We start from the raw sequence: 23824 nt of genomic DNA on the forward strand, positions 1-23824 counted from the left end.
CTAAGCGTAAAAAGTTTTTCTTCCCATTTATTACGCAAGCTCAATATCCAATCATCGGACAATGTTCTAAATGAGTTCTTATGAAGCTTAGGTTAGAAGAGTAGTTGTAAAGTTATTTTGAATATCTGTTGATAAAAAGTGAGGGATTTAATTCATCAGTTATCCGATATTTTAGTGAAATTATAAATTGAAAAAAACTTAGGAGGCACAAAATAATGCCATTCACCAAATCTGATTTAGGAGCACAAGCCTCATGGAAAGGCTATTCTTCCCAAACTTTATATATTGCTACGCGAATAGTTGAGGATATAGACTCACTAGAGTATTATCCAGAACAGCTTGAAGATTTACTGATTAAAAGTGATGGTGAAGTATCTGAGGTAGTACAAATTAAAGACTTAGGTTCTGATTTAAGTATATCAAGTCTTGCTTCTACTAGTGCCTCACTGAAAAATGAGGGTTTCTTTCGAAGAGTGTTAAGTTTGCGAAAGTCAGAATCGAAGAGGTTAATTGCAAAGGTTGTACATTTTGGAGAATTAGGAGATGAACTTAATGGTTTTATTAATGGAGTCACTACTTCTTTAGAGAGTATTAAGGATAAACTTGTGAAAAACCATAATTTATTGTTAGAAGAAGCTGAATGGATTACAGAGAGAATGGTATTTGAAAAAGTTGATAAAGAAGCTCTTCAACTTAAAATAGCAGAACAAATTAAAGGCTATATACCAACAATGATTGCTCCTACTATTATGCAGGATTTACTGATCCAGTATGTTTCAGATCTTTCAAAAGCTAAAGGACATACTTCAAAATCAATCTGGCAAGAAAAGATACATAAAATTGGTCGTGATATGGCTGCAATAGATGGATATTTCAGAGAATATGGAAGTTCTCTTATAAGGTTGTCCGATATTGAGAATTATACAAGTTATGAAGAGATGAAGTCAGAATATGAACAAGGTATATCTGCTCATCCTGCTCATATACGCTTTTCACTGGATTTCGAACGAACAAACTGGCTGGAAAAAATTGAAGCTGCGCTTGCTGAAAATAAAGCAGCAATTATTAAGGGGGCTTCTGGACAAGGGAAAACTTCGTTATGTTATAAATATTTGATTAAAAACTATGCTGAAGAACTTGTGTTTTGTGTAAGACAAATTCAAACACAAGGACAAGCTGAAAATCTAGTAAAAGCGATATTGGGACTATCTAATCATTCAACTAATATTATTTTATATATTGATGTCAATCCGGGACAAATACACTGGACTTGGTTAATTCGAGAGCTTCAAGTAAGAGGGGTTAAATTGCCTGTTATTATATCAATTCGTGAAGAAGACTTCAAACAGTCAAATGTAGACATGAACGAGGTAGCTTTTGAGTTGATCGAATTAACACTCTCCGAAGAGGAAGCAATGAATATATATTATAAAATAATAATGCATAATCCTCATGCCTCATTTCGAACCTTCGAAGAAGCTTGGCAGCAGTTTGGTCATGAAGGGCCATTGCTTGAATTTGTATATCTTCTTAACAATAATGAGAGTTTGAAGCAACGGTTGAGTACTCAAATAGATCGTTTAATTGATGAAAGTGTTGATGATACATGGTTGAATCTTTTACTTCTTGTCTGTTATGTTGGGAAACTAGATGGTTGCATATTGTTTGACAAAGCTATACAAGCAGTGAAATGTACAAATGCTATAGCCGCTTTGAAACGACTAAGTGATGAATATTTAATTCGTAGTTCTTTGGATGGAAACTATATTGAATCGTTGCATTCTCTAAGAGCAGATATAATTTATTCAATTCTTCAAAATCGTATGGTATTTAAAGAAAAAGATTTGTTATTACAAAGCTTAACTTGTATAGAAAATCTGTTTCCACAAATGCTTCTTCTTCATTATTTTACGAATAATGAAATTGATAGCAGAGTAATCAGTGATATTGCAAGAATACATTATGATGATTGGGTTGCATATGGTAGAATTTTAAACACTATGCTCTGGCTTGATGTCAAACAATATGTTGTACAGAACAGGGAGGCATTTGAGCGTATTGTTGCTGAAAGAGGAGCAGGATGGTTGCCATTTGCACCAATGGATATTACAGGGGAAATATTACCTGGAGAATTTGCAGCCGCAGGGCTTGTTCAATTTAATGCTCAGATCCTTCCGTACCTTGAAGAAATTAAAAAATCCCTTCTTAGCTTCACAATTTCATATTCAATAACTGATAGATGGTTAGAACTATCGTCGATTCCGCAAGGACTTCCATCCAGTGACCTTGAATGGTCTAATCTTGGATACACATTATTTTGGGCTGCGTTACGAAAGAAAAAAATTATAATGAATTTTTCAAATCAAGAAATACTATCTTTAATGAAAGACGGAAATGTAGAAAGTAAAATTGATGCAGCTCTGGGCTTTTATAAACAGGGATTTTTAGAACTGTATACTATGAGTGAATTCGTTTTACGTGAAAGATTAATTCAGCATTATAATATACTATTTTTGAACATAGCTGAGTCTGATGTTCAATGTCGCTTTGTCCCACCGTATTTTAAACAAAATAATGAAGTTGAAAAGCAGGAGAACTTGAATCACTATTGGACTATGAATATGGTTGATCTTCTGAGTCGCTTGTATCCAGAGAAAGAAACAATTTCAGTAAAATTAATAGGTGTAGATTTATTAAGTGACTTAGGTATCAAACCCTTTGACTTTGAAAAAAAAATTACAAAAGAGCATCGTCCTGATCGATGGATTACCGAAGTAAACTCATGGCTTATCTCACGTATTGAACTAACGCATCGCCCCAATAACTGGATAAATTATTTAGATGAAGTTTATGTTCTTCGTAGGCTAATTACAGAAACTTTACGTGAGTTTATATATTTGGTTGATAATCTATATAAAAAACGTTATTGGGATAATGTAAAAGCCAAAAGAACTATGACGAAGATAGAATTGTTGAAAAAATCTCTTCAAAAAGATTATCTTCTACCCAAAACCATTCTTGATCCCTATGGTTTACACAGTGAAAGTCATGCATCAGATTCGATGCCACAGTTTATCAATATATCTATTCAGCCTTATAAAAATTTCAGGAGATCTTTAAGAGATATGATCTCTGGTCTTCATAACTTTTTTAACCAGTTTGAAGATGTATTAGTTTCCCGAATTAAAAATGAGGAAATAAAGTCAGACTTATCGCTGAAAAATATATATGAATCATCTAAGGCACTGTCATCAGTGCAAAAAGAGTTCAGGACATTATTTAAAGCATATGTTGATCATAACTACTCTATTTTTGCTGATGAAGAAATTGAGGGAATGATAACAGCTCTGAATGTCTGGGAAAGTGTTTTAAATCAAAAACCTAGAGGTTTTATTTTATCGTACAACGCTAAACAAACGTATAAAAAATCAGAATCTTTTATATTTAATAAATTTGAGGAAGCGATAGTATCTTTAGGACCAAAAATTTCGGTGATTAATCAGGAAATGGAAGGGAATAGCGGAGTGAAATTTGTATTATATGAAGATTTTATATCTGAGACAAATACAATTGAAGAACAATATAAATTGCTTTGTGGTAAACTTCATAAATCTTGGATCACTGCTGTGAAATTAAACAGTTCAAGATGGATATTAGAAACACATTGGCCCAAAATCGTTTTCGTACCCTTGTATAAAGGACTTCCGATATTAAGCGGTTTTGACGTGCCAATGCATCGAGTTGTTGATATGTATGGAGATCCATCGTCTCCAATGTCTCCAGTAGAAATTCCTTTAGAGTTATACTCTTTATTTGGTTTAGATATTGCACCATTTACAGAATGGAGAGATGCTATTGCAAATGTGGGAAGATTAAGGCTAATTATTTTACAGTATAATCAGGCCATAGATGAAATTGTGGATCACCAACATGGTATAAGCGTAGGGTTTTCTGCTTATTTAAATACGCTATTGATAGAAATTGCAAAAATCTTCGGAGATTTCAATGGTGATTTCATACAAAATATTACTGCATTAAGCGATTATAAGGAGCCTGAAGTGCTAGAATTATTAAGTATTATAATTAATGGTTTGAGTGATTTGGACATCATAGTAGAACACATTAGTTCGGCGCAAAAAATTGATGATATATCTGAAATATTACAAGAAGCAGCAACAGCGATGATTTTAGTAACACCATACCTGAAACACATTGAATAATCAAAAATAAGTGGGCGTGGTTAGTCATCGAGTAAAAATCACTTTCGTTCATGAGCCTTCCCCCATCATTCTGGGTAAACTAACCCTAAGCAATACTTTACCCAAATCCAAGTGAAACGAGGTGATGCCCCATGACAACTCACAAAGTACCCAATAGATTAGCCAAGGAAAAGTCGCCGTACTTGCTGCAACATGCACATAATCCGGTGAACTGGTTCCCTTGGTCTGAAGAGGCTTTTGAAGTCGCTAAGCGCGACAATAAGCCTGTCTTCTTATCTGTTGGGTATAGCTAGTTGTTGATTCACAAGTACCTGTCACTGGTGCCATGTCATGGAACGGGAGAGCTTCGAGGATGAAGAAGTCGCTGCGCTGCTGAATGACCATTATGTGGCGATCAAGGTGGACCGCGAAGAGCGGCCGGACATCGACGCGCTGTACATGTCGGTGTGCCAGGCGCTGACCGGATCGGGAGGCTGGCCTTTGACGGTGCTGCTGACGCCCGACCGGAAGCCGTTCTATGCCGGGACGTATTTTCCGAAACGCAAAATGTTCGGACGCATGGGGCTGATGGACCTGCTGGAGCAGATCCGGACCAAATGGCAGGAGAACGGCGCCGCTATGGCGCAGTATGCCGATGAGCTGATCGGCGAGCTTCAGCGGGTGAATGCGGGCAGCCGGACGGAGGCGGGCGAAGGCGGCGGAGAAGGAACGTCCGAAGAACTGCTGCATCAGGCATACCGCCAGTTCAAAAGCACGTTCGATCCCCGGTGGGGCGGCTTCGGCGGCGCGCCGAAGTTCCCTTCGCCGCATCAACTGTCCTTTCTGATGGCCTACAGCCGGGCGTACGATGAGCCGGAAGCGCTGGAGATGGCGGAGAAGACGCTGCTCGGCATGTATCAGGGCGGAATTTACGACCACATCGGCTACGGGTTCGCCCGGTATTCCACGGATCAGCGCTGGCTCGTTCCTCACTTTGAGAAAATGCTCTACGACAACGCGCTGCTCGCTTATGCGTATCTGGAGGCGCATCAGCTTACCGGCAAGCCGCTGTATGCTGAAGTCGCCGAGCAAATCTTCACTTACGTGCTGCGCGATATGACGTCGCCCGGCGGCGCTTTCTATTCGGCGGAGGATGCGGATTCGGAAGGAGAAGAAGGCCGGTTCTACGTGTTCACGCGGGAAGAACTGGAGGATGTTCTGGGCTTGGAAGACATGCATTCCTTCTGCCGGGTGTTCGGGATCGAACCGGGCGGCAATTTTGAAGGACGGAGCATTCCGAATCTGCTGGACGGCTTGCCGGAAGAAAGGGCGGAGGAACTTGGTCTTAATCCGCTGGGACTGCGTACCCGGGTCGGTGAATGGCGGGAGAAGCTGTTCGCCTACCGGGAGGAGCGGGTTCACCCGCTGAAGGACGACAAGGTGCTGACCGCCTGGAACGGTCTGATGATTGCGGCGCTGGCCAAAGGCGCGAAAGCGCTGGACAAGCCCGAGTACGCCGGAGCGGCTGCCCGCGCCGCCGAATTCATCTGGACGAAGCTTCGCCGAGAGGACGGGCGCCTGCTGGCCCGTTACCGCGACGGCGAAGCGGCGTATCCGGCCTATATCGACGATTACGCCTTCCTGATGCGCGGACTGCTGGAGCTGTACGAAGCGACGGGCGACGCGCTGCATCTGGAACGCGCGCTGGCGCTCAAGGACGGGCTGCTGGCGCTGTTCCGCGACGGGGAAGGCGGCGGTTTCTTCTTCGCCGGTTCGGACGGCGAGGCGCTGCCGGTGCGGACCAAGGAATTGTATGACGGAGCGCTGCCGTCGGGCAATTCGGTGGCCGCGCTGACGCTGTGGAAGTTGGCGGCGGTGACGCAGGATGCCGCGCTGAAGGCGGAGGCGGAACGTACGGCCAGGGTGATCGGGCTGGATGCGGCAGAGTATCCGGCGGGTTTCTCTCTGTATTTGCAGGCCCTGCTGGCAATGGTCCGCGGAGGCCGGGAATGGGTGCTGACCGGTAAGAAGGACGATCCGGTCCTGCACAGCATGCTGGCACATGTCCGCCGGGCGTACCAGCCGGACGCTGTCCTGGTCGTCCGCTGGGAAGAGGCGGACGAGCCGATCGACCGGTTGCTGCCGCATCTGGCAGACAAGCCGGCCATTAGCGGAGCCGCGACCGCCTATCTGTGCAGGGATTTTGCCTGCCGGGCGCCCGTCACCAGCCTGGAAGCAGTGCGGGAGCTGCTGGCCGGCAAGTAAGGCGAAGCCGGAAGACCGCCGGAGGGGGATGACTGGAAGAGGGGATCCGGAAGCCATAACCGGAAGCCACACCGCGAAGCGTCAGCTTCGCCGCGATGAGGGCGAGGCCCATCGCACAGCAAAAGGGACCGAGTGATCGGTCCCTTTGTTTGTGCTGCGTCCCTTACAGGTGCAGCCGGTCTACCTTTTATTTTACCGCCACGTTGTCGACATAGACGGCCGACTGACCGCTGCTGTTGGAAGACGCCTGGAACTCGACGCCGATCTCCTTCACGTCCGAGAGATTGGGAATGCTGCCCAGCGACAGCGACAGCGTGGTGCCGGAGCTGGCGTTGATCGCCACGGCTCCGCTGTCATACCAGGTCCAACCCGAGCCGGTCTTCACATACAGCTTGGCCTTGATACCGCTGCCGATGGTTCCCCAGGAGGCATGCTTGACTACAGCAGTCAGCGTGCTCTTGCCGGAGAAGTTCTGGCCGGCGCTCAGGTACAGCGAATGGGTCGAGTTGGCGGAGAGGCTTACATCGGCTTTCAGCGCGTTGGAGCCGGAGGATTTCCACTCGGTGGTCGTCCAGGGTCCGCCCGATACGCTTCGCCCGGCCCAGCTCTGCGTTCCGGATTCAAAATCATACAGGGTGGTTGAAGTGCCGGTGCCGGAGCCGCTTCCGCTGCCCGAACCGGACCCCGAACCGCTGCCCGAACCCGAGCCCGATCCGCCGAAGACGCCGCTCAGAACGCTAGTCGCCTTAATGCCATTGCTGCCGTTGACTACGGTGTTACCAAAAGAGGTCAGCGAGCCGCCGGCCCAGTCATTGGCCATATCCAGGTAGGCCAGGTCGCTGCTGTTGCCCTTCCACGACCAGGCGAGCCAACCGACCGATTTCTCCCGGGAATAACTCATAATCGTAGCTTCATCGACATCACCGTTCGTATGCTGCCCGCCGAATTCGCCGATAATCAGCGCGAGGTTCTTGTTGAGCACGCCGTCGATATTGGACTTAACGGTGGAGGCGTTGCCGCCCGCATATTCATACATATGAATCGAGAACATCGTATTCTTGTTCGGATCGGCGTTCAGAACTTCCGTTCCGTAATTCATGATGGAGGCGGGATACTGGCCCCAGCCGGCTGCATCGACAATGAGCGTATGGTTCAGACCGGCGCTGCGGAGTTTCGGAATGGCCTGCTTGTAGCCGCTGGCCCAGTTGGCGCCGTCCCAAGTGCCGTACCATTCGTTGGCAATGTTGATGATGACGCGGTCTTCCTTGCCGATCAGGGCGCTCTTTATCGCGATCCAGTAGTTGACGGCAGCGTTGAGATCCGAGACATTGTCGCTGCCCGTGGCGTCGTGGACTTCAAGAACGGCAATCAGCTTGTTCTGTTCGCACAGGCTGATAATATTCTTAACCGTATTGACGTCGTCATAGGACCACTTGGCTCCGTCCGACAGGACGATACGGACTGTGTTGGCTCCGGTCTTGGCAATGGCGGCGATCGCCGTGCCGAGTTGATCCTTGTACCAGTTGTGGGCGTGGTTCGCTCCGCGCATTACGAATGTTTTGCCGGTAGAATCAATCAATTTGGTTCCGCTTACATAAAACCCGCTGGCTGCGTGCGCCTTGGACGGGGAGAACCCCGCAACCGAGAACACCATCACCAATGCGGCCAATGCCATCGACCACTTCCGAATCTTCAAGAACTACCACCTCTTCGTCAAATTTTTTGGTTACGCTTACAAGGTAACATAGGCTCCAACAGAACGGGTATAACGGTCTTGTCTCTTTAAATGGAGAATGTTGCGATTTATAGGACGGATTTGTTGGAACATTTTGTGGTTGGAAGCGGCGTAACTTCCTTCTGGGCGAATGCATATACTGTGGCAAAATCCATCCGATGAAAGGTTGAAGCCTATGTCGAACTATCCCGGACAGCAGCCGACCCTGATCTATCAGGCCGATCCGGCGGTTGTCCACCATGTTCGCAAGGTCCGCGATACGATCCATACGAACCTGAAGCCCTGCCTGAACCGCAGACTCCGGGTACAGACCATGGACGGAACGCTGCATGAAGGGGTGCTGAGCGGCTACGACGGCAGTCATCTCTACCTGACCGTTCCCGCCGCTCCTGTTCCGGCGACTGCGCGGGCGTTCTTTCCGCCTCCCCGGCCGCCCTATCCGCCGTATGCACCGCCTCCGCCGCCTCCGCCAGTCAATCCGGGGAACGCGGTTCTGCCGCTCGTTCTCTACAGTCTGCTGGCCATCTCTCTGATATAGAGCAGCATTTTGCTTGCCCGAACGACGCAACAGGCAGGAGCCGCTCGGCTCCTGCCTGTTGCTGTGTACGGTTAGATTCTTGGCGGTACGCGCTGCGCTCCGCCGGGCGGGGGAGACCCGGGGGGACTTAGCGGCGTACAACGGCGATGATCTCTTCGTCCAGCTCGAGCCGGACTTCTTCGCGATAGGCGCGAATGCCGTATTCCGTCTCCAGATAACGGAGAATCGCTTCCATGAGATTGGCTTCCACGAGATATTGGCTTCTTCCCTGGACCCATACCTCTGCGGTATAACCCGTATCCTCGTCCCAGCTGAGCTCGACTTGAACCTCGGAAGGGCGGACGCCTTTGCGGCTGGCCATGTGAAGACAGACCGCATTGATAATCTCATCCATGGAGAGAACGAGCCCGTTCATCAGTAACGGCCTTCTCTCTGCGCTTCATAGCGGCGGCGCTCCCGTCTGCGGCGGAAGAAGGAGAGAACCAGCACGACGACCAGATACAGAGCCAGCATGTTGACCATCAGGCCCAGGAAGCTGCCAAAAGCGCCCATGTTGGCGAACATTCCGCCGAACAGCAGGCCGGCGATGCCGCCGATCATAATGCCCTTCATCAGACTGCCTCCGCTGAAGAATCCGCGCTTCTTCGTCTGGGCTGCGGCGGTTCCGGACTTGGTGCTGGAGCTGTCGCTCTTGCTTACTCCGCTCTGCGTCGATTTCTTCGGCGTCGTCTGGTAACTGCGCACGCCCGACTTGAAGCCGCCGCCCTTGCGGGCATCCGCCAAATCGTGAACGCTGGTCGCGAAGAACAGCGTGAACGCCATCATAATCATCAATACTCGTTTCGTGTGTTTCATGAACGGGATGCATCCTCCTGTTGGTGTGTAGAATCATATGCTTACGGGTTAATACGGACAGGCCGGGGAAGGGTTTCAAATTTTAATATAAAAAATTCTTGGGGCCGGAATATCGGAATGGACTTTCCCGGGCTGGTATGACTCAATAGAAGAAGCACAAGGATCGCAATATCCATAAAGGAGAGGGACATACGATGGCAAGCCAAGAACAATTGGATATTCTGGACAGGCAGGGGAGAGTGATCGGGCAGGACACCCGGGAGCAGGTCCATTCGCTGGGGCTCTGGCATCAGACCTTTCACTGCTGGGTGCTTGATCCCGACATGGGAGCCGGAGGCAGCCTGCTCTTTCAGCTCCGCCATCCCTCCAAGGATACGTTCGGAGGGCTGCTCGATATTTCCTGCGCCGGCCATCTGCTGGCCGGGGAAGAGCCGAAGGATGGCGTCCGGGAGCTTCGGGAGGAACTGGGGCTGGCCGTTGCCTTCGAGGACCTTCTGCTGTGCGGCACGATAGCGGAAGAGAGTCTGCCGGGTCCGGGGCTGATCGACCGCGAATTCAGCCATGTCTATCTGTATGTCAGCGACCGGGCTGTCGAGAGCTATGATTTTCAGAAGGAGGAAATCTCGGGCCTATTCTTCATAGGGGTGGAGGATATAACGAGTCTGCTGAGAGGGGAGCGGGAGAGCCTGGACATTCGGGGGGTGCTGGCGGACGAAGCGTCAGGCGTTCTGCGTCCGGAACGAAGAGTGGTGCGTCCCGAAAACTTCACGCCCAATTCGGCGGAATATTACCGGCTGTTGTTCCAGGGAATCGGGAAGCTCTGACCAAAAAAGGCGCGGACCCAGGGTCCGCGCAAACAGCAACAGCAGTATCAGAGAGATGTCAATTGCTTCCGTACCCGTCCACGACCAGCTCCAGAGCCCCGGTAGCAGGGTCCATGACCATACCGTGAATCGGCACGTTGGGGGGGAGTAATGGATGGCGCTTAATTAGCTCCACAGTTTGAATTACCCCCTCTTGAATGGTGTCAAACCCGCGCAGCCACTTGGTGAGCTTGATTCCGGAATTCTCCAGCGTGGAGAATACTTCCTCGGATATGCCGCGCTCCTTCATGTGGCCGATCATCTGCTCGGCGTTCAGGGAAGCCATTCCGCATTCATGGTGACCGACGACTACAACTTCATCCGCGTTCAGTTCGTACAGCGCCACCATGACGCTGCGCATGACGCTTCCGAACGGCTGGGAGATGATCGCGCCGGCATTCTTGATGACCTTGACATCCCCGTTCTTGAAGTTCATGGCTTTGGGGAGAAGCTCGACCAGCCGGGTGTCCATACAGGTGATAATCAGCATTTTCTTGTTCGGAAAGCGGCTGGTCAGATAAGACTCGTAGGCTTTTTCTTCGACGAATTTCTTGTTGTGTTCGAGGATTTGGGAAATCTGGGTCACTGTAGGTTGCCTCCCGACGTATTGGATGAGGAATGAAGTTCACAGACGGCGGCGGGCGGCGGACTGGCCGGTGGCAAATCGCGCTCGTCACGGACACGCATATTGGAACTGTAGATCTGGGAATCGCTGCTCAATCGGAAAATCGGAGCATGTTCATCTGCGTCCAGCCGCAGCTCGGACTCATAGAACAGCTCATGCTCGGCCGTTATGACCAGCGGAAGATTTCCCGCTTCGACGGAAATATCGCCCGGTTCCGGCTCCTTCAGCAGCCGCAGGACGCTGATGCCGTCGCAGCCGCACCCTGCGCCAGTATCGTAGTAGAGCTTGAACGTGCCCGGGCGGTCTTTCAGCAGGGCCTTCAGTTTCTCTTCGGCACGCGGTGTCGCCTTCAGCTTCACTGCTCTCACGCTCCCTTCGCCTTGTCTGTTTAGTCATTCTTAAATGTTGATTATACGTTCTCAAAAAAGTATCATCAAGAGGGTTGAGCATTTCAAGCGAAGAACGGAGGGTATCTATTGGAACAGCATTTGGAACGGGAATGGGAGCTGTTCAGCGGTCTGCTGGCCAAAATCAGCGGATACCGCGAGGCGATCGGTCTCCTGCAGTGGGATTTGCGGACAGGGGCGCCGCGCAAAGGTGCGGACGTGCGGGCGCGGACCATCGGGACGCTTGCGGGCGAGCTGTTCCGGCTGGAGACGTCGGACGAAATGGGCCGCTATACGGACCTGTTCAGCCGTCCGGCGTCATCGGCGACGCTGACGAAGGTGCAGCGCAAGATCGTGGAGGACTGCCGCAAGGAATACGAGCGCAGCCGCAGTCTGCCGCCGGAGCGGTACGAAGCCTATACGGTTCTGGCCATGCAGTCGGAGACGGCGTGGGAGGAGGCGAAAGCGAATGACGACTATGCGTCGTTCGAGCCTTTTTTGCAGCAGATCGTGGCCTTCAAGCAGGAGTTCATTGATTACTGGGGCGTCAAGAACACGCGGTATGACACGCTTCTGGACATGTATGAGCCGGGGCTTACGACAACCAAGGTGGACGAGGTATTCGGACGTCTGCGCAGCCGGCTGGTTCCACTGGTTCAGCGGATCGCTTCCTCGGCCAATAAGCCGAAGACGGATTTCCTGGACGGGCTGTTCGACAAGGAGCAGCAGGAGAAATTCGGCGTATATCTGCTGGAGCAGATCGGCTTCGACTTTGAAGCGGGCCGGGCCGACGAGAGCGTCCACCCGTTCGCGACCGGACTGAACCCGGGAGATGTGCGGATTACGAACCATTATCTGGCCGACAATCTGATTAGCTCGATCTTCAGCGCGCTGCACGAAGGCGGTCATGCCCTGTATGAGCAAAATATTGCGCAGGAGCTCGTCGGCACGCCGATCGCGCAGGGGGCTTCCATGGGCATCCATGAATCGCAGTCCCGGCTCTGGGAGAATATGATCGGCCGCAGCCTTCCTTTCTGGAAGCGGCATTTCGGGAAGCTCCAGCAGCATTTTCCCGAACAGCTCGCCCGGGTGACGCCGGAACAATTCTACCTGGCCGTGAACAAGGTCGAGAATTCGCTGATCCGGACGGAAGCGGACGAGGTCACCTATAACCTGCATATCATTATCCGCTATGAGATCGAGAAGCAGATCTTCAACGAAGGGCTGTCCGTCCAGGATCTGCCTGCCGTATGGAACGCCAAATATCAGGAATACCTCGGCATTACGCCTCCAAGCCATGCGCTGGGCGTGCTGCAGGATGTGCACTGGTCGGGCGGGGACTTCGGCTATTTTGCTTCGTATTCGCTCGGCAATATGTATGCGGCGCAGATGATGAATACGCTCCGCCGGGAGCTGCCGGACTTCGAAGAGCTGATTGCTGCGGGCAACCTGCTTCCGATCCGGGACTGGCTCAAGGAGAAGATCTATGTATACGGCATGAGCGAGACGCCTTCCGAAATTATCGAACGCGTGACCGGCGAGCCGCTGAATCCGGATTATCTGGCCGATTATCTGGAAGCCAAGTACCGGGAGATTTATCACCTGGAGGCTTCCGAGTAGAAGCCGGGCCGCTCCCTGGCGGGTGGCGCCGGGGCAGCGGGAGGGATATAATAGAAAGAAAAAGGCAAGAGGAGGGATTGTGCCCATGGCCAATACGCATACTTACACACGCAAGGAAGAAGTCGTCAACGCGATCACACACGGCATCGGAGTCGTGCTCAGCATTGCCGGACTGGCTCTCCTTGTCGTCTTTGCGAGTCTTCGGGGCACGGCCTGGCATGTGGTCAGCTTCTCCATCTACGGGACCACCATGCTGCTGCTGTATTTGAATTCAACCGTCGTTCACAGCCTGAAGGAAGGCAAGGTCAAAGATCTGTTCGAGTTCTTCGACCACTCTTCCATCTATCTGTTCATTGCCGGGACCTATACGCCGTTCCTGCTGGTCGCCATCCGGGGAACGCTCGGCTGGAGCCTGTTCGGAATTATCTGGGGAATCGCCTTCTTCGGCGTCGCCTTCAAAGCGTTCTTCACTAAGCGGTTCCTGTTCATGTCCACCATCTTCTATCTGGCGATGGGCTGGCTGATTGTCATTGCCTGGCATCCGCTGAGCCTGGTTGTCGCGGACGGAGGCATGGCGCTGCTGATGGCGGGCGGCCTGTTATACACGCTCGGCACGATCTTCTACGTGTGGCGCGGATTTCCGTTCCACCATGCCGTCTGGCATGTGTTTGTCCTGCTCGGCAGCGTGACGCATTTCTTCGCGGTTCTGCTGTACCTGCTGCCCATCCGCTGAACCAAGCTGCGACAAGCGCGCCTGAACGGAATTCAAGCCTTGGCCATGACCAGACATGGCTGAGGCTTTGTTTGTAAGAACCCCGATTCAGATGACAAGGAATAGTGCTTGACATCTTTCTTTGTTTTCGGTATTATTAGGAGCGTTGAAAAGCTGTAAAGTGTTTTTCCTTGACGAAGGGAGTGCCCTTGATGAGTCAGGGTAACCGGTTGGAGAAGACCACCCGCATCAATCTGCTTTTTGCGTTCTACGAGCCTCTGCTGACCGACAAGCAGCAGACGTTCCTTAAATATTATTTCCACGATGATTTCTCCCTGGGAGAGATTGCCGCTGAATTCGACATCAGCCGACAGGCGGTATACGAGCATATCAAGCGCGCCGAAGTGGTGCTGGAGAATTATGAAGATAAGCTGGGGCTGCTCGGCAAGCACGAGACCCGCGTCCGGGTTCTGGACGAGCTGAAGGGCTTCACGGCGGAAGCCGGCCTGGCGCAGCCGGATCAAGAACGGCTCATGCGTCTGATCAATCAATTGCGAAGTCTGGAATAGCGTGAAGGGAGAAGCAGCCTATGGCGTTCGAGGGATTGACCGGAAGACTGCAAAGTGTATTCAGCAAGCTTCGCGGCAAGGGCAAGGTGACCGAAGACGATGTCAACGAGGCGATGCGCGAGGTACGGCTGGCGCTGCTGGAGGCCGACGTCAACTTCAAAGTCGTCAAGGATTTTGTAGCGAAGGTTAAGGAAAAAGCGATCGGCCAGGAAGTCATGAACAGCTTCACGCCGGGCATGGTCATTATTGATATCGTCAATAAGGAATTGACGGAGCTGATGGGCGGCAGCCAGTCGAAGCTGGCCAAGGCGAACAAAGCTCCGACCATCATTATGATGGCGGGCCTGCAGGGCGCCGGCAAGACGACGACCTCGGGCAAGCTCGCCAAGCTGCTTCAGAAGGGCGGCCACAAGCCGCTCCTCGTAGCTGGCGATATCTATCGCCCGGCTGCAATCAAGCAGCTTCAGGTATTGGGCGAACAGCTCAAGGCCCCGGTGTTCAGTCTGGGCGACCAGGTAAGCCCGGTGGAGATTGCCCGCCAAGGCGTTCAGCATGCCAAGGACAACGGTCTGGATTATGTGATTATCGATACCGCCGGCCGTCTGCACATCGACGAAGCGCTCATGGAGGAACTGAAAGAGATCCACGAGACGGTGAAGCCGGATGAAGTTCTGCTGGTGGTCGATGCCATGACCGGTCAGGACGCCGTCAATGTGGCGGACAGCTTCAACAAGCAGCTACAGCTCACCGGTGTTGTTCTGACCAAGCTGGACAACGATACGCGCGGCGGCGCGGCGTTGTCGGTCAAGGCGGTAACAGGCTGTCCGATCAAGTTCGCGGCGCTCGGCGAGAAGCTGGATGCGCTGGAACCGTTCCATCCCGAGCGGATGGCGTCCCGGATTCTCGGCATGGGCGATATGCTGTCGCTGATCGAGAAGGCGCAGGCCAATATCGACGCCGACAAGGCGAAGGAAATGGAGCGCAAGATGCGCACCGCAGAGTTCACCTTCGACGATTTTCTGGAGCAGATGGACCAGGTCAAGAAGCTCGGGCCGCTGGATCAGATTCTGGGGATGCTTCCCGGCATGTCAGGCGCCAAGGGAATGCAGGACCTTAAGGTCGACGACAAGCAGATGGGCCGTGTGGAAGCCATTGTGAAGTCGATGACGAAGGCGGAGAAGAGCCAGCCGGAGATCATCAATCATAACCGCCGCAAGCGGATTGCCGCCGGCAGCGGGACCTCGGTCGCCGAGGTCAACCGGCTGATCAAGCAGTTCGACGAGATGCGGAAGATGATGAAGCAGTTCTCGGGCATGATGGGCGGCGGCGGTAAGTCCAAGAAGAACGCCATGAAGCAGCTGAAAGCGCTGGGCGGCAAAGGCATGAAGTTTCCGTTCCGCTGATGCGGGCTTGACGCCTGCACAGTATGGAAATTCAATAAGAAGTTAATTCTTTAAGGGAGGTGAATTTTCGTGGCAGTACGTATTCGTCTGAAACGCATGGGTGCGCATAAAGCGCCTTTCTACCGTGTAGTGGTTTCCGATTCCCGGTCCCCTCGTGACGGTCGTTTTATCGAGGAAATCGGTTACTATAATCCGGTTGAACAACCGGCAGTAGTGAAGATCGACGAGGAAAAAGCACTCAAATGGCTCCAGAACGGAGCTCAAGCTTCCGACACCGTCCGCAACCTTCTGAGCAAGGCTGGCGTGATGAAGAAGTTCCATGAACTGAAGCTGCAGAAATAATGACTGATTGCGAGGGTCCTCTATGGAAGAATTAGTTGCAGTTATTGCTAAGGCTTTAGTGGATCATCCCGAAGATGTGGCGGTGCGGGCCGTCGAGAAGGATCACCTCGTTGTCTATGAACTTTCCGTTCATCCGCAGGATGTCGGCAAGGTGATAGGGAAGCAGGGGCGGATTGCCAAGGCGCTTCGCACCGTGGTCACATCCGCAGCAGTCAAGAGTGAGAAACGCGTCACCGTCGATATTTTATCATGACAAGTTCGCAAAGAGGGGCTGGGGTAACTCCCGGCTCCTCTTTTTAAACATAGAAAGAGATTGGAAAGGAGAACGGCCATGAGCGAAGTTCTGTTAACGGTTGGCAAAATGGTCAATACCCACGGCATCCGCGGCGAAATTAAAGTGCTGTCCCGTACCGATTTCCCCGAGGTCCGGTTCGCTCCGGGCAGCAAGCTGCTGATCTCTCCGGAGACAGGCGGGCGGCTGGAGGTAACCGTGGAGTCGGCCAGAGAGCATAAAGGAATGTATATCGTGAAGCTGGAAGGCGTCACCGATATTAACCAGATCGAGAAGTACAAGGGCAGTCTGGTGCAGGTGCACGGGGATAACCGGGTCGAACTGCCGGAGAATGAGTATTATTTTGACGAAATTATCGGCTGCACGGTGGTGACGGACGAAGCGGAGAACCGTGAACTCGGTGTAATCCGGGAGATTCTGACACCGGGCGCAAACGATGTCTGGGTGGTCAAGCCGCCGAAGGGACCGGATATACTGATCCCGGTTATTCATGACGTCGTGGTGGATGTGGATATTGCCTCCAAGCGCATCAAGGTTCATCTGATGGAAGGCCTGCTGCCATGATCCGGATTGATCTCATTACGCTGTTCCCGGAGATGTGCGAGATGGTGCTGGGGACAAGCATTCTGGGCAAAGCACGTGAGAAAGGCATTGCCGAACTGCAAGCCTTGAATTTCCGCGATTATGCGAACAACAAACATCATTCTGTCGACGACACGCCGTACGGCGGAGGGGGCGGCATGGTGTTGAAGCCGGAGCCGATCTTTGCGGCGGTTGAAGACCTGCTGCACAAGGTCTACACAGATCCGGAGACGGGAAGAACAGTGAGCGGTGAGCCGCACACGGCGCCGTCCGGGCGTCCGCCGCGCATTATTCTGATGTGCCCGCAAGGAAGACGCTACAATCAGGCGATCGCGGAAGAACTGGCGCAGGAGAGCCATCTGATCTTTATCTGCGGCCACTATGAAGGCTACGATGAGCGGATTCGGGAGCATCTGGTGACGGACGAACTATCGATTGGCGACTATGTGCTTACCGGCGGCGAGCTGGCCGCTCTCACTGTGGTGGATTCGGTGGTTCGGCTGCAGCCGGGAGCGCTCGGCAACGAAACGTCGGCGGTAACAGATTCATTCAGCACCGGTCTGCTGGAATATCCGCACTATACGCGTCCTCCGGAGTTCAGGGGCTGGAAGGTGCCCGACATGCTGCTGAGCGGTCATCATGCCAACATTGAACAATGGCGGCGTGAACAAGCGCTGCGCCGTACGCTGGAGCGCCGTCCCGACCTTCTGGAGCAGGCGGAGCTGACGGACAAGGACCTGCGGATGCTGGAGAGAATCAAGGCGGAGACAGGGCTGTCATAAAATATTCACCTCTCGCATAAATTGGTAAAGTGTTCATTTGTGGGGATACGGGGTAATAAGAAGAGGCGCCGTAAATCACAGAGAAGGCTAACCACGCGAAAGGATGAAATGAAACGATGGCAACCAAGACGCAAGACACATATAAACCGGAAATGAATGCAGCACTGAGACCGGCGGAGCCGCTCCGCACCGTAAGCGATATTATCAACTTCTATACCGGCAAGAAGGAAGCTTGAACGGTGATTCGTCCGGTGAAAGACCGTCCGGACCGACAGGCTCGATGACCAACCAATGAATCCGATTCAGCCGTACCCCGGCTGTGCGGCGGCATTGGTTTTTTAATGAAAGGGTTCGGGAAGGAAAGGAGTGTCCATGAAGAGAACGGCAGTATGGGAGAACAATCGAACCTATGGCTCCGAATTGCTGGAAGTCACCTTATCGGGAACTTCACTGCGGGCCCAGAGCACCTTAATCACCTTGGAGGATGCGGTACCTTTGAAGATCGAGTATCAACTCGAGGCTGCGGATGGATGGATGAAGCGGGTACACCTCGAAATTCCTGCACTTAATCGGTCGCTGTATCTGGAAAGCACTCCCGATCATCGGTGGCTGGACTCTGACGGAGAAGAGGCGCTCGAACTGGCCGGTGCGATTGAGGTGGATATTTCATGCACGCCTTTCACCAATTCGCTGCCTATTCGCCGGATCGAGTGGCGCTTGAACCGGCCCGAGGTCTGTCAGATGGTGTACATTAAAGTACCGGAATTGACGCTTCATAAGGTGGAGCAGGTATACACACTGATCGAAGAGAACAACGACTGCCGAAGCTTTGAGTACAGCAGTCCGACGTACCGCGCCACTTTGGAGGTCGACTCGGACGGGCTCGTCAAGGATTATCCCGGTCTGTTCACCCGGAAGTATTGAGGGACAGACATGAAAAAAGACCGTCCGAAGACGGTCTCTCTACCCGTGGCGCTAACCTGCGTGATCCGTATCCCGCGCCACCGCCTGCTGCTTATGCGAAGGCGGCCCGGGTAAGGGATACGTTCGACATATCATAATGGATGTGAACGCACCTCCTTTCCTTGTACGGCCAGTATAGCACAGCTGCGGGCTGAAATCTATCTAAAAATTGAAATAATCGCAAAATCAACTCCAAAAAAGCAGCCGATTCATAGAATCGGCTGCTTCCTGAAGAAAGAATCGGAGTAGCGGGATTCGAACCCACGGCCTCACCCACCCCAAGGGTGCGCGCTACCAGACTGCGCCATACCCCGATGATAAGAAGATATGTATGCTTCGTCGAAGACATTTAGTATTATACCTTAAACGCGCTGAGTGCTGCAAGGGAAAAAAGTGAAGGCGCCCGAGCCGGGCACCTTCTGTCATCCTGCCCGTCAGTGCTGGATATCAATCGCGCCGACGGAAGATACGAGCGTCACTTTAGGGCCGCCGCCGTTAATCTTCTCGGTCCCTTTCTTGGCCCCGGTCACCGAGCCGAGCTCTGCGTCGGTCTTCAAGGTAAAGGCAATACCGGGGTCGAACGAGGCGTGAATAGCGCCGACATCCGCCGTTGCCGTCAAGCTCGCGTCATCCGCCAGAGCGGCGACCTCCACGCTGATCGAGCCGGTATCAGTGCTGAGGCTGGAAGCTCCGTCGATGCCGGCTCCGCTCAACCGGACGATGCCTACGTCACTGGACAGCTGAAAACGACCGCTGACGCCGGACACATCCAGGTTGCCGACATCGGCCGTCAAATCAAAGCGTGCGATAGACGGAGGGACCATCACCGTATACGAGATGGACAAGTTATCATTGCCGTATTTACTGCGGGCCCACTTCCAGATATCCCGGCCGTCCCGGGAGACGGCATGCACGTTGAATCGCTTGCCTTTCTGCTCGATGCGGACAGCGGCCTCGTCGAGAATCTTCTGCTGGGACTCCTGCTTCAGACCGTATACCTTGACTTCCGCCTGTACAAGGATCGAGTCGCCTGATCCGCTGCGAACTTCAATATTGCCGACCGGGTTATCCAGAGCGAGCGTACCACCTGCTACCGCTTGCCGATCGGCCGAGACTGTCCGGCTTGCCGCGGCTTGGTCCAGAGAATCGGCAAGGCCGGCGGCAGCCTGATTGGCTGCGTCCTTCGCGACTTGCCCGGCCTGCTCCGCAACAGCGGAGCCGATGCCCTCTACAGCCTGATTAACTTCTTCACTTATCCGTCCAGCCGCACTTCCGGCCTGCCCGCCGATCTCATTGACGGCCTGGTTCACCTGTTCCTCCACGCTTACCGAAGAGGCAGGTGTGCCGTTCTCGCTGTCATTGCGGCCTCTAAGCTCGGTACAGCCTGATACGATAACCGCGAACACTAGGGCTGCGGCGAGAAAGGGACGATTGGGATAACGCTTCATGACGTTCCTCCTGTCTGTGTTAGCTCCATGATGCCAAGGGTTCCAAAGATGTATGTATGCTATGTCTATTGTAAAGGCTGGTAAAAAGATGAAAAAGAGACCTTAGACGGTATTCTTCCTAGACCTTAGGCGGGGCCTACTTGTGCGGCTGCGGGGGGTTCATTATAATGGAAGAAACCCGGATGGGGTCTTGACGGTTGGACCATTCTCAAGCAGAAAGGAACCTGCCTATGACTTATTTGCTGATTGCTGTACTGCTGCTGGCAATCGCGGGAGTAATGATCTTCCTGCGTAAACAGGGCGTCCCGCCGCACAGCGTACAAGAAGAGACGAATCGGAAAGTCATCCCGCTTGATCGGCACAGGCAGCTCCGGTCCAAACCGGAGGAACAGCCCTGCTCCTCCTGCAAACGGAAGAACGGCAAACTGATTTTCTACGCGCAGGACAATGGATCGGTAGTCGGATTATGCCGGGATTGCCGGGATAAGGCCAAGAAGCGGGATATGCTGCCGCTCTAGAACAAATGTCTTTTTTATGAGGAAATAGGCTTGCCCGGAGATTTAGAATATGATAGAATAATTTTTGTTGTGAATACGGTGGTCCGCTGCGGATAATGAGGGAGAGCACGGCTCTCCGGAAGAGGCATGAACACCTGTACGGGAAGGAGGAAATCCTTAATGAATATCCTGCAACAGATTACGCAAGAGCAGCTTCGCAAAGATATCCCGAGCTTTCGCCCGGGCGACACGCTGAAGGTGCATGTTAAGGTAATTGAGGGCACACGTGAACGCATCCAGCTGTTCGAAGGCGTTGTGATCAAGCGTCACGGCGGCGGCATCAGCGAGACTTTTACAGTACGTAAAATCTCTTACGGTGTCGGCGTTGAAAGAACATTCCCGCTGAACTCGCCGAAGATCGATAAGATCGAAGTGACACGTCACGGTAAAGTTCGTCGTGCCAAGCTGTACTACCTGCGCGAACTGCGCGGTAAAGCTGCCAGAATTAAAGAAATCCGTCGCTAATCCGGCGGTAAGGGGGAGGGCTTGGTTACAAGCCCTTTTCGTTTATCCAAAATATCCGATGCGAGGCGCTCGCCTTGCATAGATGAAATAAGACGGCATACCAGCCCCACCTGCGTGGGGTTCTTTAACGCCTGCGGGATTGGAAACCCTGCTTGCACTTGTGATATGCTGAAGTGTAGGAAAGTGAGAGGATGGAAAGGACGGTGAACCATGCAGCAGGATCAATTGCAGCAGGAACCGGGAGAAGGCGGCGAGATCGCCGAACGGCGGCCTCCCAAGAAGAAGAATGAGGTGCTGGAGTGGATCAAAGCCATCGCCATCGCGCTGGTGCTGGTCATTCTGATACGCTGGCTGCTCTTCAAGCCGTTTATTGTGGACGGTCCGTCGATGAAGCCCAGTTTTCATACCGGCGAGCGGGTAATCGTGAATGAAATTCTGTACAAATTCCGTGAACCGGAGCGGGGAGAAGTGATCGTCTTCCATGTGCCGCAGGAAGGCCGGGACTTTATCAAGCGCGTCATTGGCGTTGCGGGAGATAAGGTTCAGGTGGAAGGAGACGTCGTTACCGTCAACGGCAAGCCGATCGACGAGCCGTATCTCAAGAAGGCTCTGGAACAGGCGCATGAGAACAACCAGCTGTGGAACGATAAAAACTTCCCGAACGAAACGTTCCCGAACGGCACGGTTCCGGACGGACATGTCTTCGTAATGGGGGACAACCGCTCGGACAGCACGGACAGCCGGATGATCGGCTATGTGTCGCTGGATGAGATCGTAGGTCGCGCGGATCTGGTCTTCTGGCCGCTCAAGGATTTCACTTGGATCAAGCATTAACCATGAATCGAATACCCAAGGAGGCATACGGCATTGACCATTCAATGGTTCCCCGGTCATATGACCAAAGCCCGGAGGCAGATTGAAGAGAAGCTGAAGCTGATCGACGTTGCCATCGAGCTGCTCGACGCCCGTCTGCCGCTGTCCAGCCGCAATCCGATGATTGACGATATTCTGCGGGACAAGCCCCGTCTGATTATTCTGAACAAGGCCGATCTGGCCGACCCGGAGAGCACACGGAAGTGGATCGCGTATTTCAAGGCGGAAGGCCATGCGGTTCATCCGGTGGATGCGTCAACGGGCACCGGCGTGAAGGAGATCCCGGATCAGGTCCGTCTGCTCCTTAAGGAGAAGATCGACAGGCAGATTGCCAAGGGTATCAACCCCAGGGCGATGCGGGCGCTGATTGTCGGCATCCCAAATGTGGGCAAATCCACGCTGATTAACCGGATGGCGGGACGCAATATTGCGGTGACGGGCGACCGTCCCGGTGTAACGAAGGGCCAGCAGTGGATCAAGACGGGCGACAGTCTGGAACTGCTCGATACGCCCGGAATTCTGTGGCCGAAATTCGAAGATCAGAGCGTAGGCTACCGTCTGGCGATTACCGGGGCGATCAAGGAAGAAATCCTCAATGTGGAGGACATTGCCTTCTACGCCGTGAAGTATTTGCTGAACGATTACGGCGACCGGTTCAAGGAGCGCTTTGGGATTGACAAGCTGCCGGAGGACACCGAGAATCCGGATGAGATTGTAGCGGTCATGGAGGCCGTTGGACGCAAGCGGGGCTGCCTGGTGAGCGGAGGACGGGTCGATCTGGAAAAAGCGTCGCGCGCGCTGCTGCATGAGCTGCGCGCCGGCAAGCTCGGCCGCTTCACGCTGGAAACGCCGTAAGAAGCGTATAGAACCGCCGCCGGGCGATGAACCGGCGCAATTGGACCCGAACAACCGTGCTCCCTCAGGAGAGCGCGGTTTTTTTGTGCGGGAAAAGTGCTGGCGTTCTTTGGATGGATGTACGGGCTGGCGTCGTGTGGTAAGCTGGAAGAGAGAGCAAGGATTCGAAGCGGGTCCGTTAGACGACTCGAGGAAACGGGGAGAACACACTTGAAGAAGAGCATGGAACCGGAAATGGAAATCGACCGGCTGGCTTACGAGAAAGAATGCTGGAGCCTGTCTTATCGAAGAATTGCCGGAGTAGATGAGGTGGGCAGGGGCTGTCTGTTCGGCGACGTGGTCGCAGCGGCGGTGATTCTGCCCGAAGGACTGGTCATAGAGGGCGTTGATGATTCCAAGAAGCTGTCGGCCAAGAAACGGGACAGCCTGTATGAACAGATTATGGAGCAGGCGCTGGCGGTAGGCGTGGGGTTCGTGGATGCCGGAAGGATCGACGAAATCAACATCAAGCAGGCTGCCCGGCTGGCGATGCGCCAAGCGGTGCTGGCTCTGGGAGAAGAGCCGGATTATTTGCTGGTCGATGCCGAGACGGTAGATCTGTCGCTGCCGCAGAAGGCGATTATCAAAGGAGATGCCAATAGCCAGTCCATCGCTGCAGCTTCCATCGTGGCGAAGGTTACGCGGGACAGGCTCTGCGAGGGGGCCTGGGACGAGATGTATCCGGAATATGGAATCTCTGTACATAAAGGCTACGCCACCAAGCTGCACCGGGAGAAGCTTGCGGAACTTGGGCCGACGCCCCTGCACCGGCGCAGCTTTCTGGGGCGGATTGCGGCTGAGCAGATGACGTTGTTCTAGCTTCAGCGGGAAGGGTGCGAAGCCGATATAAGGGAGA

General features: G+C 52.7%; 25 protein-coding genes and 1 tRNA gene. 19 read left to right on the plus strand and 7 right to left on the minus strand.

From position 1 onward, the window contains the following. Positions 1-215: 215 nt before the first annotated feature. From F4V43_RS05185 to F4V43_RS05190, 3 genes are all read left to right on the plus strand, one after another. Positions 216-4220 (plus strand): hypothetical protein, encoded by a 4005-nt coding sequence (locus F4V43_RS05185; protein WP_150457186.1) that lies wholly within the window; start codon positions 216-218, stop codon positions 4218-4220. Between the two features lie 131 nt (positions 4221-4351). Beyond that, on the plus strand, positions 4352-4513 hold the full coding sequence (locus tag F4V43_RS19960) for a DUF255 domain-containing protein (RefSeq protein ID WP_150457181.1): 162 nt from the start codon (positions 4352-4354) through the stop codon (positions 4511-4513). Between the two features lie 37 nt (positions 4514-4550). Then, complete coding sequence (locus F4V43_RS05190) at positions 4551-6464, plus strand: thioredoxin domain-containing protein (protein ID WP_191089484.1); 1914 nt, start codon at positions 4551-4553, stop codon at positions 6462-6464. A gap of 187 nt (positions 6465-6651) precedes the next feature. Here F4V43_RS05190 and F4V43_RS05195 read toward each other — a convergent pair whose 3' ends face one another. Next, on the minus strand, positions 6652-8160 hold the full coding sequence (locus tag F4V43_RS05195) for a glycoside hydrolase family 5 protein (RefSeq protein WP_411898451.1): 1509 nt from the start codon (positions 8158-8160) through the stop codon (positions 6652-6654). Positions 8161-8374: 214 nt separating this feature from the next. Here F4V43_RS05195 and F4V43_RS05200 point away from each other — a divergent pair, with 214 nt between their 5' ends. After that, complete coding sequence (locus tag F4V43_RS05200; RefSeq protein WP_150457187.1) at positions 8375-8737, plus strand: hypothetical protein; 363 nt, start codon at positions 8375-8377, stop codon at positions 8735-8737. A 127-nt stretch (positions 8738-8864) separates the two neighbouring features. Here the strand turns inward: F4V43_RS05200 and F4V43_RS05205 are convergent, their stop codons facing one another. After that, positions 8865-9152 (minus strand): YxcD family protein, encoded by a 288-nt coding sequence (locus tag F4V43_RS05205; protein WP_150457188.1) that lies wholly within the window; start codon positions 9150-9152, stop codon positions 8865-8867. Continuing rightward, positions 9152-9592, minus strand: a complete 441-nt coding sequence (locus F4V43_RS05210; RefSeq protein ID WP_150457189.1) for a hypothetical protein — start codon at positions 9590-9592, stop codon at positions 9152-9154. Before F4V43_RS05210 ends, F4V43_RS05205 begins: the two co-directional genes overlap by 1 nt. Positions 9593-9786: 194 nt before the next feature. Here F4V43_RS05210 and F4V43_RS05215 point away from each other — a divergent pair, with 194 nt between their 5' ends. Beyond that, positions 9787-10416 carry an NUDIX hydrolase gene (locus F4V43_RS05215; protein ID WP_150457190.1) on the plus strand — a complete coding sequence of 210 codons (630 nt, stop codon included), beginning with the start codon at positions 9787-9789 and terminating at the stop codon, positions 10414-10416. Positions 10417-10474: 58 nt separating this feature from the next. Here F4V43_RS05215 and F4V43_RS05220 read toward each other — a convergent pair whose 3' ends face one another. After that, complete coding sequence (locus F4V43_RS05220; RefSeq protein WP_150457191.1) at positions 10475-11041, minus strand: beta-class carbonic anhydrase; 567 nt, start codon at positions 11039-11041, stop codon at positions 10475-10477. Beyond that, a complete protein-coding gene (locus tag F4V43_RS05225) occupies positions 11038-11448 on the minus strand; it encodes an iron-sulfur cluster biosynthesis family protein (RefSeq protein WP_223879783.1) in 411 nt (136 codons plus the stop codon). Before F4V43_RS05225 ends, F4V43_RS05220 begins: the two co-directional genes overlap by 4 nt. 108 nt (positions 11449-11556) lie before the next feature. Between F4V43_RS05225 and F4V43_RS05230 the strand changes: the two genes are divergently transcribed. From F4V43_RS05230 to F4V43_RS05270, 9 genes are all read left to right on the plus strand, one after another. Further along, a complete protein-coding gene (locus tag F4V43_RS05230; protein WP_150457192.1) occupies positions 11557-13086 on the plus strand; it encodes a carboxypeptidase M32 in 1530 nt (509 codons plus the stop codon). An 85-nt stretch (positions 13087-13171) separates the two neighbouring features. Beyond that, complete coding sequence (gene trhA / locus F4V43_RS05235) at positions 13172-13819, plus strand: PAQR family membrane homeostasis protein TrhA (protein WP_150457193.1); 648 nt, start codon at positions 13172-13174, stop codon at positions 13817-13819. Positions 13820-14010: 191 nt separating this feature from the next. After that, complete coding sequence (locus F4V43_RS05240) at positions 14011-14367, plus strand: putative DNA-binding protein (RefSeq protein ID WP_150457194.1); 357 nt, start codon at positions 14011-14013, stop codon at positions 14365-14367. 20 nt (positions 14368-14387) lie between these two features. Next, positions 14388-15770, plus strand: coding sequence for a signal recognition particle protein (ffh, locus tag F4V43_RS05245; protein WP_150457195.1), 1383 nt, complete (start codon positions 14388-14390; stop codon positions 15768-15770). A 69-nt stretch (positions 15771-15839) separates the two neighbouring features. Then, positions 15840-16112, plus strand: a complete 273-nt coding sequence (gene rpsP / locus F4V43_RS05250; protein ID WP_150457196.1) for a 30S ribosomal protein S16 — start codon at positions 15840-15842, stop codon at positions 16110-16112. 22 nt (positions 16113-16134) lie between these two features. Further along, positions 16135-16365 carry a KH domain-containing protein gene (locus F4V43_RS05255; RefSeq protein ID WP_150457197.1) on the plus strand — a complete coding sequence of 77 codons (231 nt, stop codon included), beginning with the start codon at positions 16135-16137 and terminating at the stop codon, positions 16363-16365. 78 nt (positions 16366-16443) lie between these two features. Beyond that, positions 16444-16968, plus strand: coding sequence for a ribosome maturation factor RimM (gene rimM, locus F4V43_RS05260; RefSeq protein WP_150457198.1), 525 nt, complete (start codon positions 16444-16446; stop codon positions 16966-16968). Then, on the plus strand, positions 16968-17768 hold the full coding sequence (gene trmD, locus F4V43_RS05265) for a tRNA (guanosine(37)-N1)-methyltransferase TrmD (RefSeq protein WP_150457450.1): 801 nt from the start codon (positions 16968-16970) through the stop codon (positions 17766-17768). The genes rimM and trmD overlap by 1 nt, the downstream gene beginning before the upstream one ends. Positions 17769-18140: 372 nt before the next feature. After that, the gene (locus F4V43_RS05270; RefSeq protein WP_150457199.1) at positions 18141-18692 is read left to right on the plus strand and encodes a putative glycolipid-binding domain-containing protein; all 552 of its coding nucleotides are present in this window, start codon (positions 18141-18143) and stop codon (positions 18690-18692) included. Positions 18693-18971: 279 nt separating this feature from the next. On the opposite strand, the gene F4V43_RS05275 is transcribed toward F4V43_RS05270, so the two are convergent. Continuing rightward, a tRNA-Pro gene (locus F4V43_RS05275) sits at positions 18972-19045 on the minus strand. A gap of 120 nt (positions 19046-19165) precedes the next feature. After that, positions 19166-20179 (minus strand): hypothetical protein, encoded by a 1014-nt coding sequence (locus F4V43_RS05280; protein ID WP_150457200.1) that lies wholly within the window; start codon positions 20177-20179, stop codon positions 19166-19168. 230 nt (positions 20180-20409) lie between these two features. Here F4V43_RS05280 and F4V43_RS05285 point away from each other — a divergent pair, with 230 nt between their 5' ends. The 5 genes from F4V43_RS05285 (at position 20410) to F4V43_RS05305 (ending at position 23787) form a co-directional block, all read left to right on the plus strand. Next, entirely contained in the window at positions 20410-20697 is a 288-nt protein-coding gene (locus F4V43_RS05285; protein ID WP_150457201.1) for a hypothetical protein, read from the plus strand. Positions 20698-20856: 159 nt separating this feature from the next. After that, positions 20857-21201: a 50S ribosomal protein L19 gene (rplS, locus tag F4V43_RS05290; RefSeq protein WP_150457202.1), complete on the plus strand. Its 345-nt coding sequence runs from the start codon at positions 20857-20859 to the stop codon at positions 21199-21201. 225 nt (positions 21202-21426) lie between these two features. Next, complete coding sequence (gene lepB / locus F4V43_RS05295) at positions 21427-22035, plus strand: signal peptidase I (RefSeq protein WP_150457451.1); 609 nt, start codon at positions 21427-21429, stop codon at positions 22033-22035. A gap of 33 nt (positions 22036-22068) precedes the next feature. Then, complete coding sequence (gene ylqF, locus F4V43_RS05300) at positions 22069-22929, plus strand: ribosome biogenesis GTPase YlqF (RefSeq protein WP_150457203.1); 861 nt, start codon at positions 22069-22071, stop codon at positions 22927-22929. A 162-nt stretch (positions 22930-23091) separates the two neighbouring features. Beyond that, positions 23092-23787: a ribonuclease HII gene (locus F4V43_RS05305; protein WP_223879800.1), complete on the plus strand. Its 696-nt coding sequence runs from the start codon at positions 23092-23094 to the stop codon at positions 23785-23787. Positions 23788-23824 lie beyond the last annotated feature (37 nt).

It is taken from the genome of Paenibacillus spiritus (assembly GCF_008710135.1).
GTDB lineage: Bacteria > Bacillota > Bacilli > Paenibacillales > Paenibacillaceae > Paenibacillus_AQ > Paenibacillus_AQ glufosinatiresistens.

Bases quoted from the DNA above. Each gene is read 5' to 3' on its own strand.
- F4V43_RS05270 (WP_150457199.1), top strand. From the start codon at position 18,141: ATGAAGAGAACGGCAGTATGGGAGAACAATCGAACCTATGGCTCCGAA.
- F4V43_RS05185 (WP_150457186.1), top strand. From the start codon at position 216: ATGCCATTCACCAAATCTGATTTAGGAGCACAAGCCTCATGGAAAGGC.
- rplS (WP_150457202.1), top strand. From the start codon at position 20,857: ATGAATATCCTGCAACAGATTACGCAAGAGCAGCTTCGCAAAGATATC.
- F4V43_RS05240 (WP_150457194.1), top strand. From the start codon at position 14,011: ATGAGTCAGGGTAACCGGTTGGAGAAGACCACCCGCATCAATCTGCTT.
- F4V43_RS05215 (WP_150457190.1), top strand. From the start codon at position 9,787: ATGGCAAGCCAAGAACAATTGGATATTCTGGACAGGCAGGGGAGAGTG.
- F4V43_RS05255 (WP_150457197.1), top strand. From the start codon at position 16,135: ATGGAAGAATTAGTTGCAGTTATTGCTAAGGCTTTAGTGGATCATCCC.
- F4V43_RS05200 (WP_150457187.1), top strand. From the start codon at position 8,375: ATGTCGAACTATCCCGGACAGCAGCCGACCCTGATCTATCAGGCCGAT.
- F4V43_RS05210 (WP_150457189.1), bottom strand. From the start codon at position 9,592: ATGAAACACACGAAACGAGTATTGATGATTATGATGGCGTTCACGCTG.
- F4V43_RS05285 (WP_150457201.1), top strand. From the start codon at position 20,410: ATGACTTATTTGCTGATTGCTGTACTGCTGCTGGCAATCGCGGGAGTA.
- ffh (WP_150457195.1), top strand. From the start codon at position 14,388: ATGGCGTTCGAGGGATTGACCGGAAGACTGCAAAGTGTATTCAGCAAG.
- trhA (WP_150457193.1), top strand. From the start codon at position 13,172: ATGGCCAATACGCATACTTACACACGCAAGGAAGAAGTCGTCAACGCG.
- F4V43_RS05280 (WP_150457200.1), bottom strand. From the start codon at position 20,179: ATGAAGCGTTATCCCAATCGTCCCTTTCTCGCCGCAGCCCTAGTGTTC.
- F4V43_RS05205 (WP_150457188.1), bottom strand. From the start codon at position 9,152: ATGAACGGGCTCGTTCTCTCCATGGATGAGATTATCAATGCGGTCTGT.
- rimM (WP_150457198.1), top strand. From the start codon at position 16,444: ATGAGCGAAGTTCTGTTAACGGTTGGCAAAATGGTCAATACCCACGGC.
- F4V43_RS05190 (WP_191089484.1), top strand. From the start codon at position 4,551: ATGGAACGGGAGAGCTTCGAGGATGAAGAAGTCGCTGCGCTGCTGAAT.
- F4V43_RS19960 (WP_150457181.1), top strand. From the start codon at position 4,352: ATGACAACTCACAAAGTACCCAATAGATTAGCCAAGGAAAAGTCGCCG.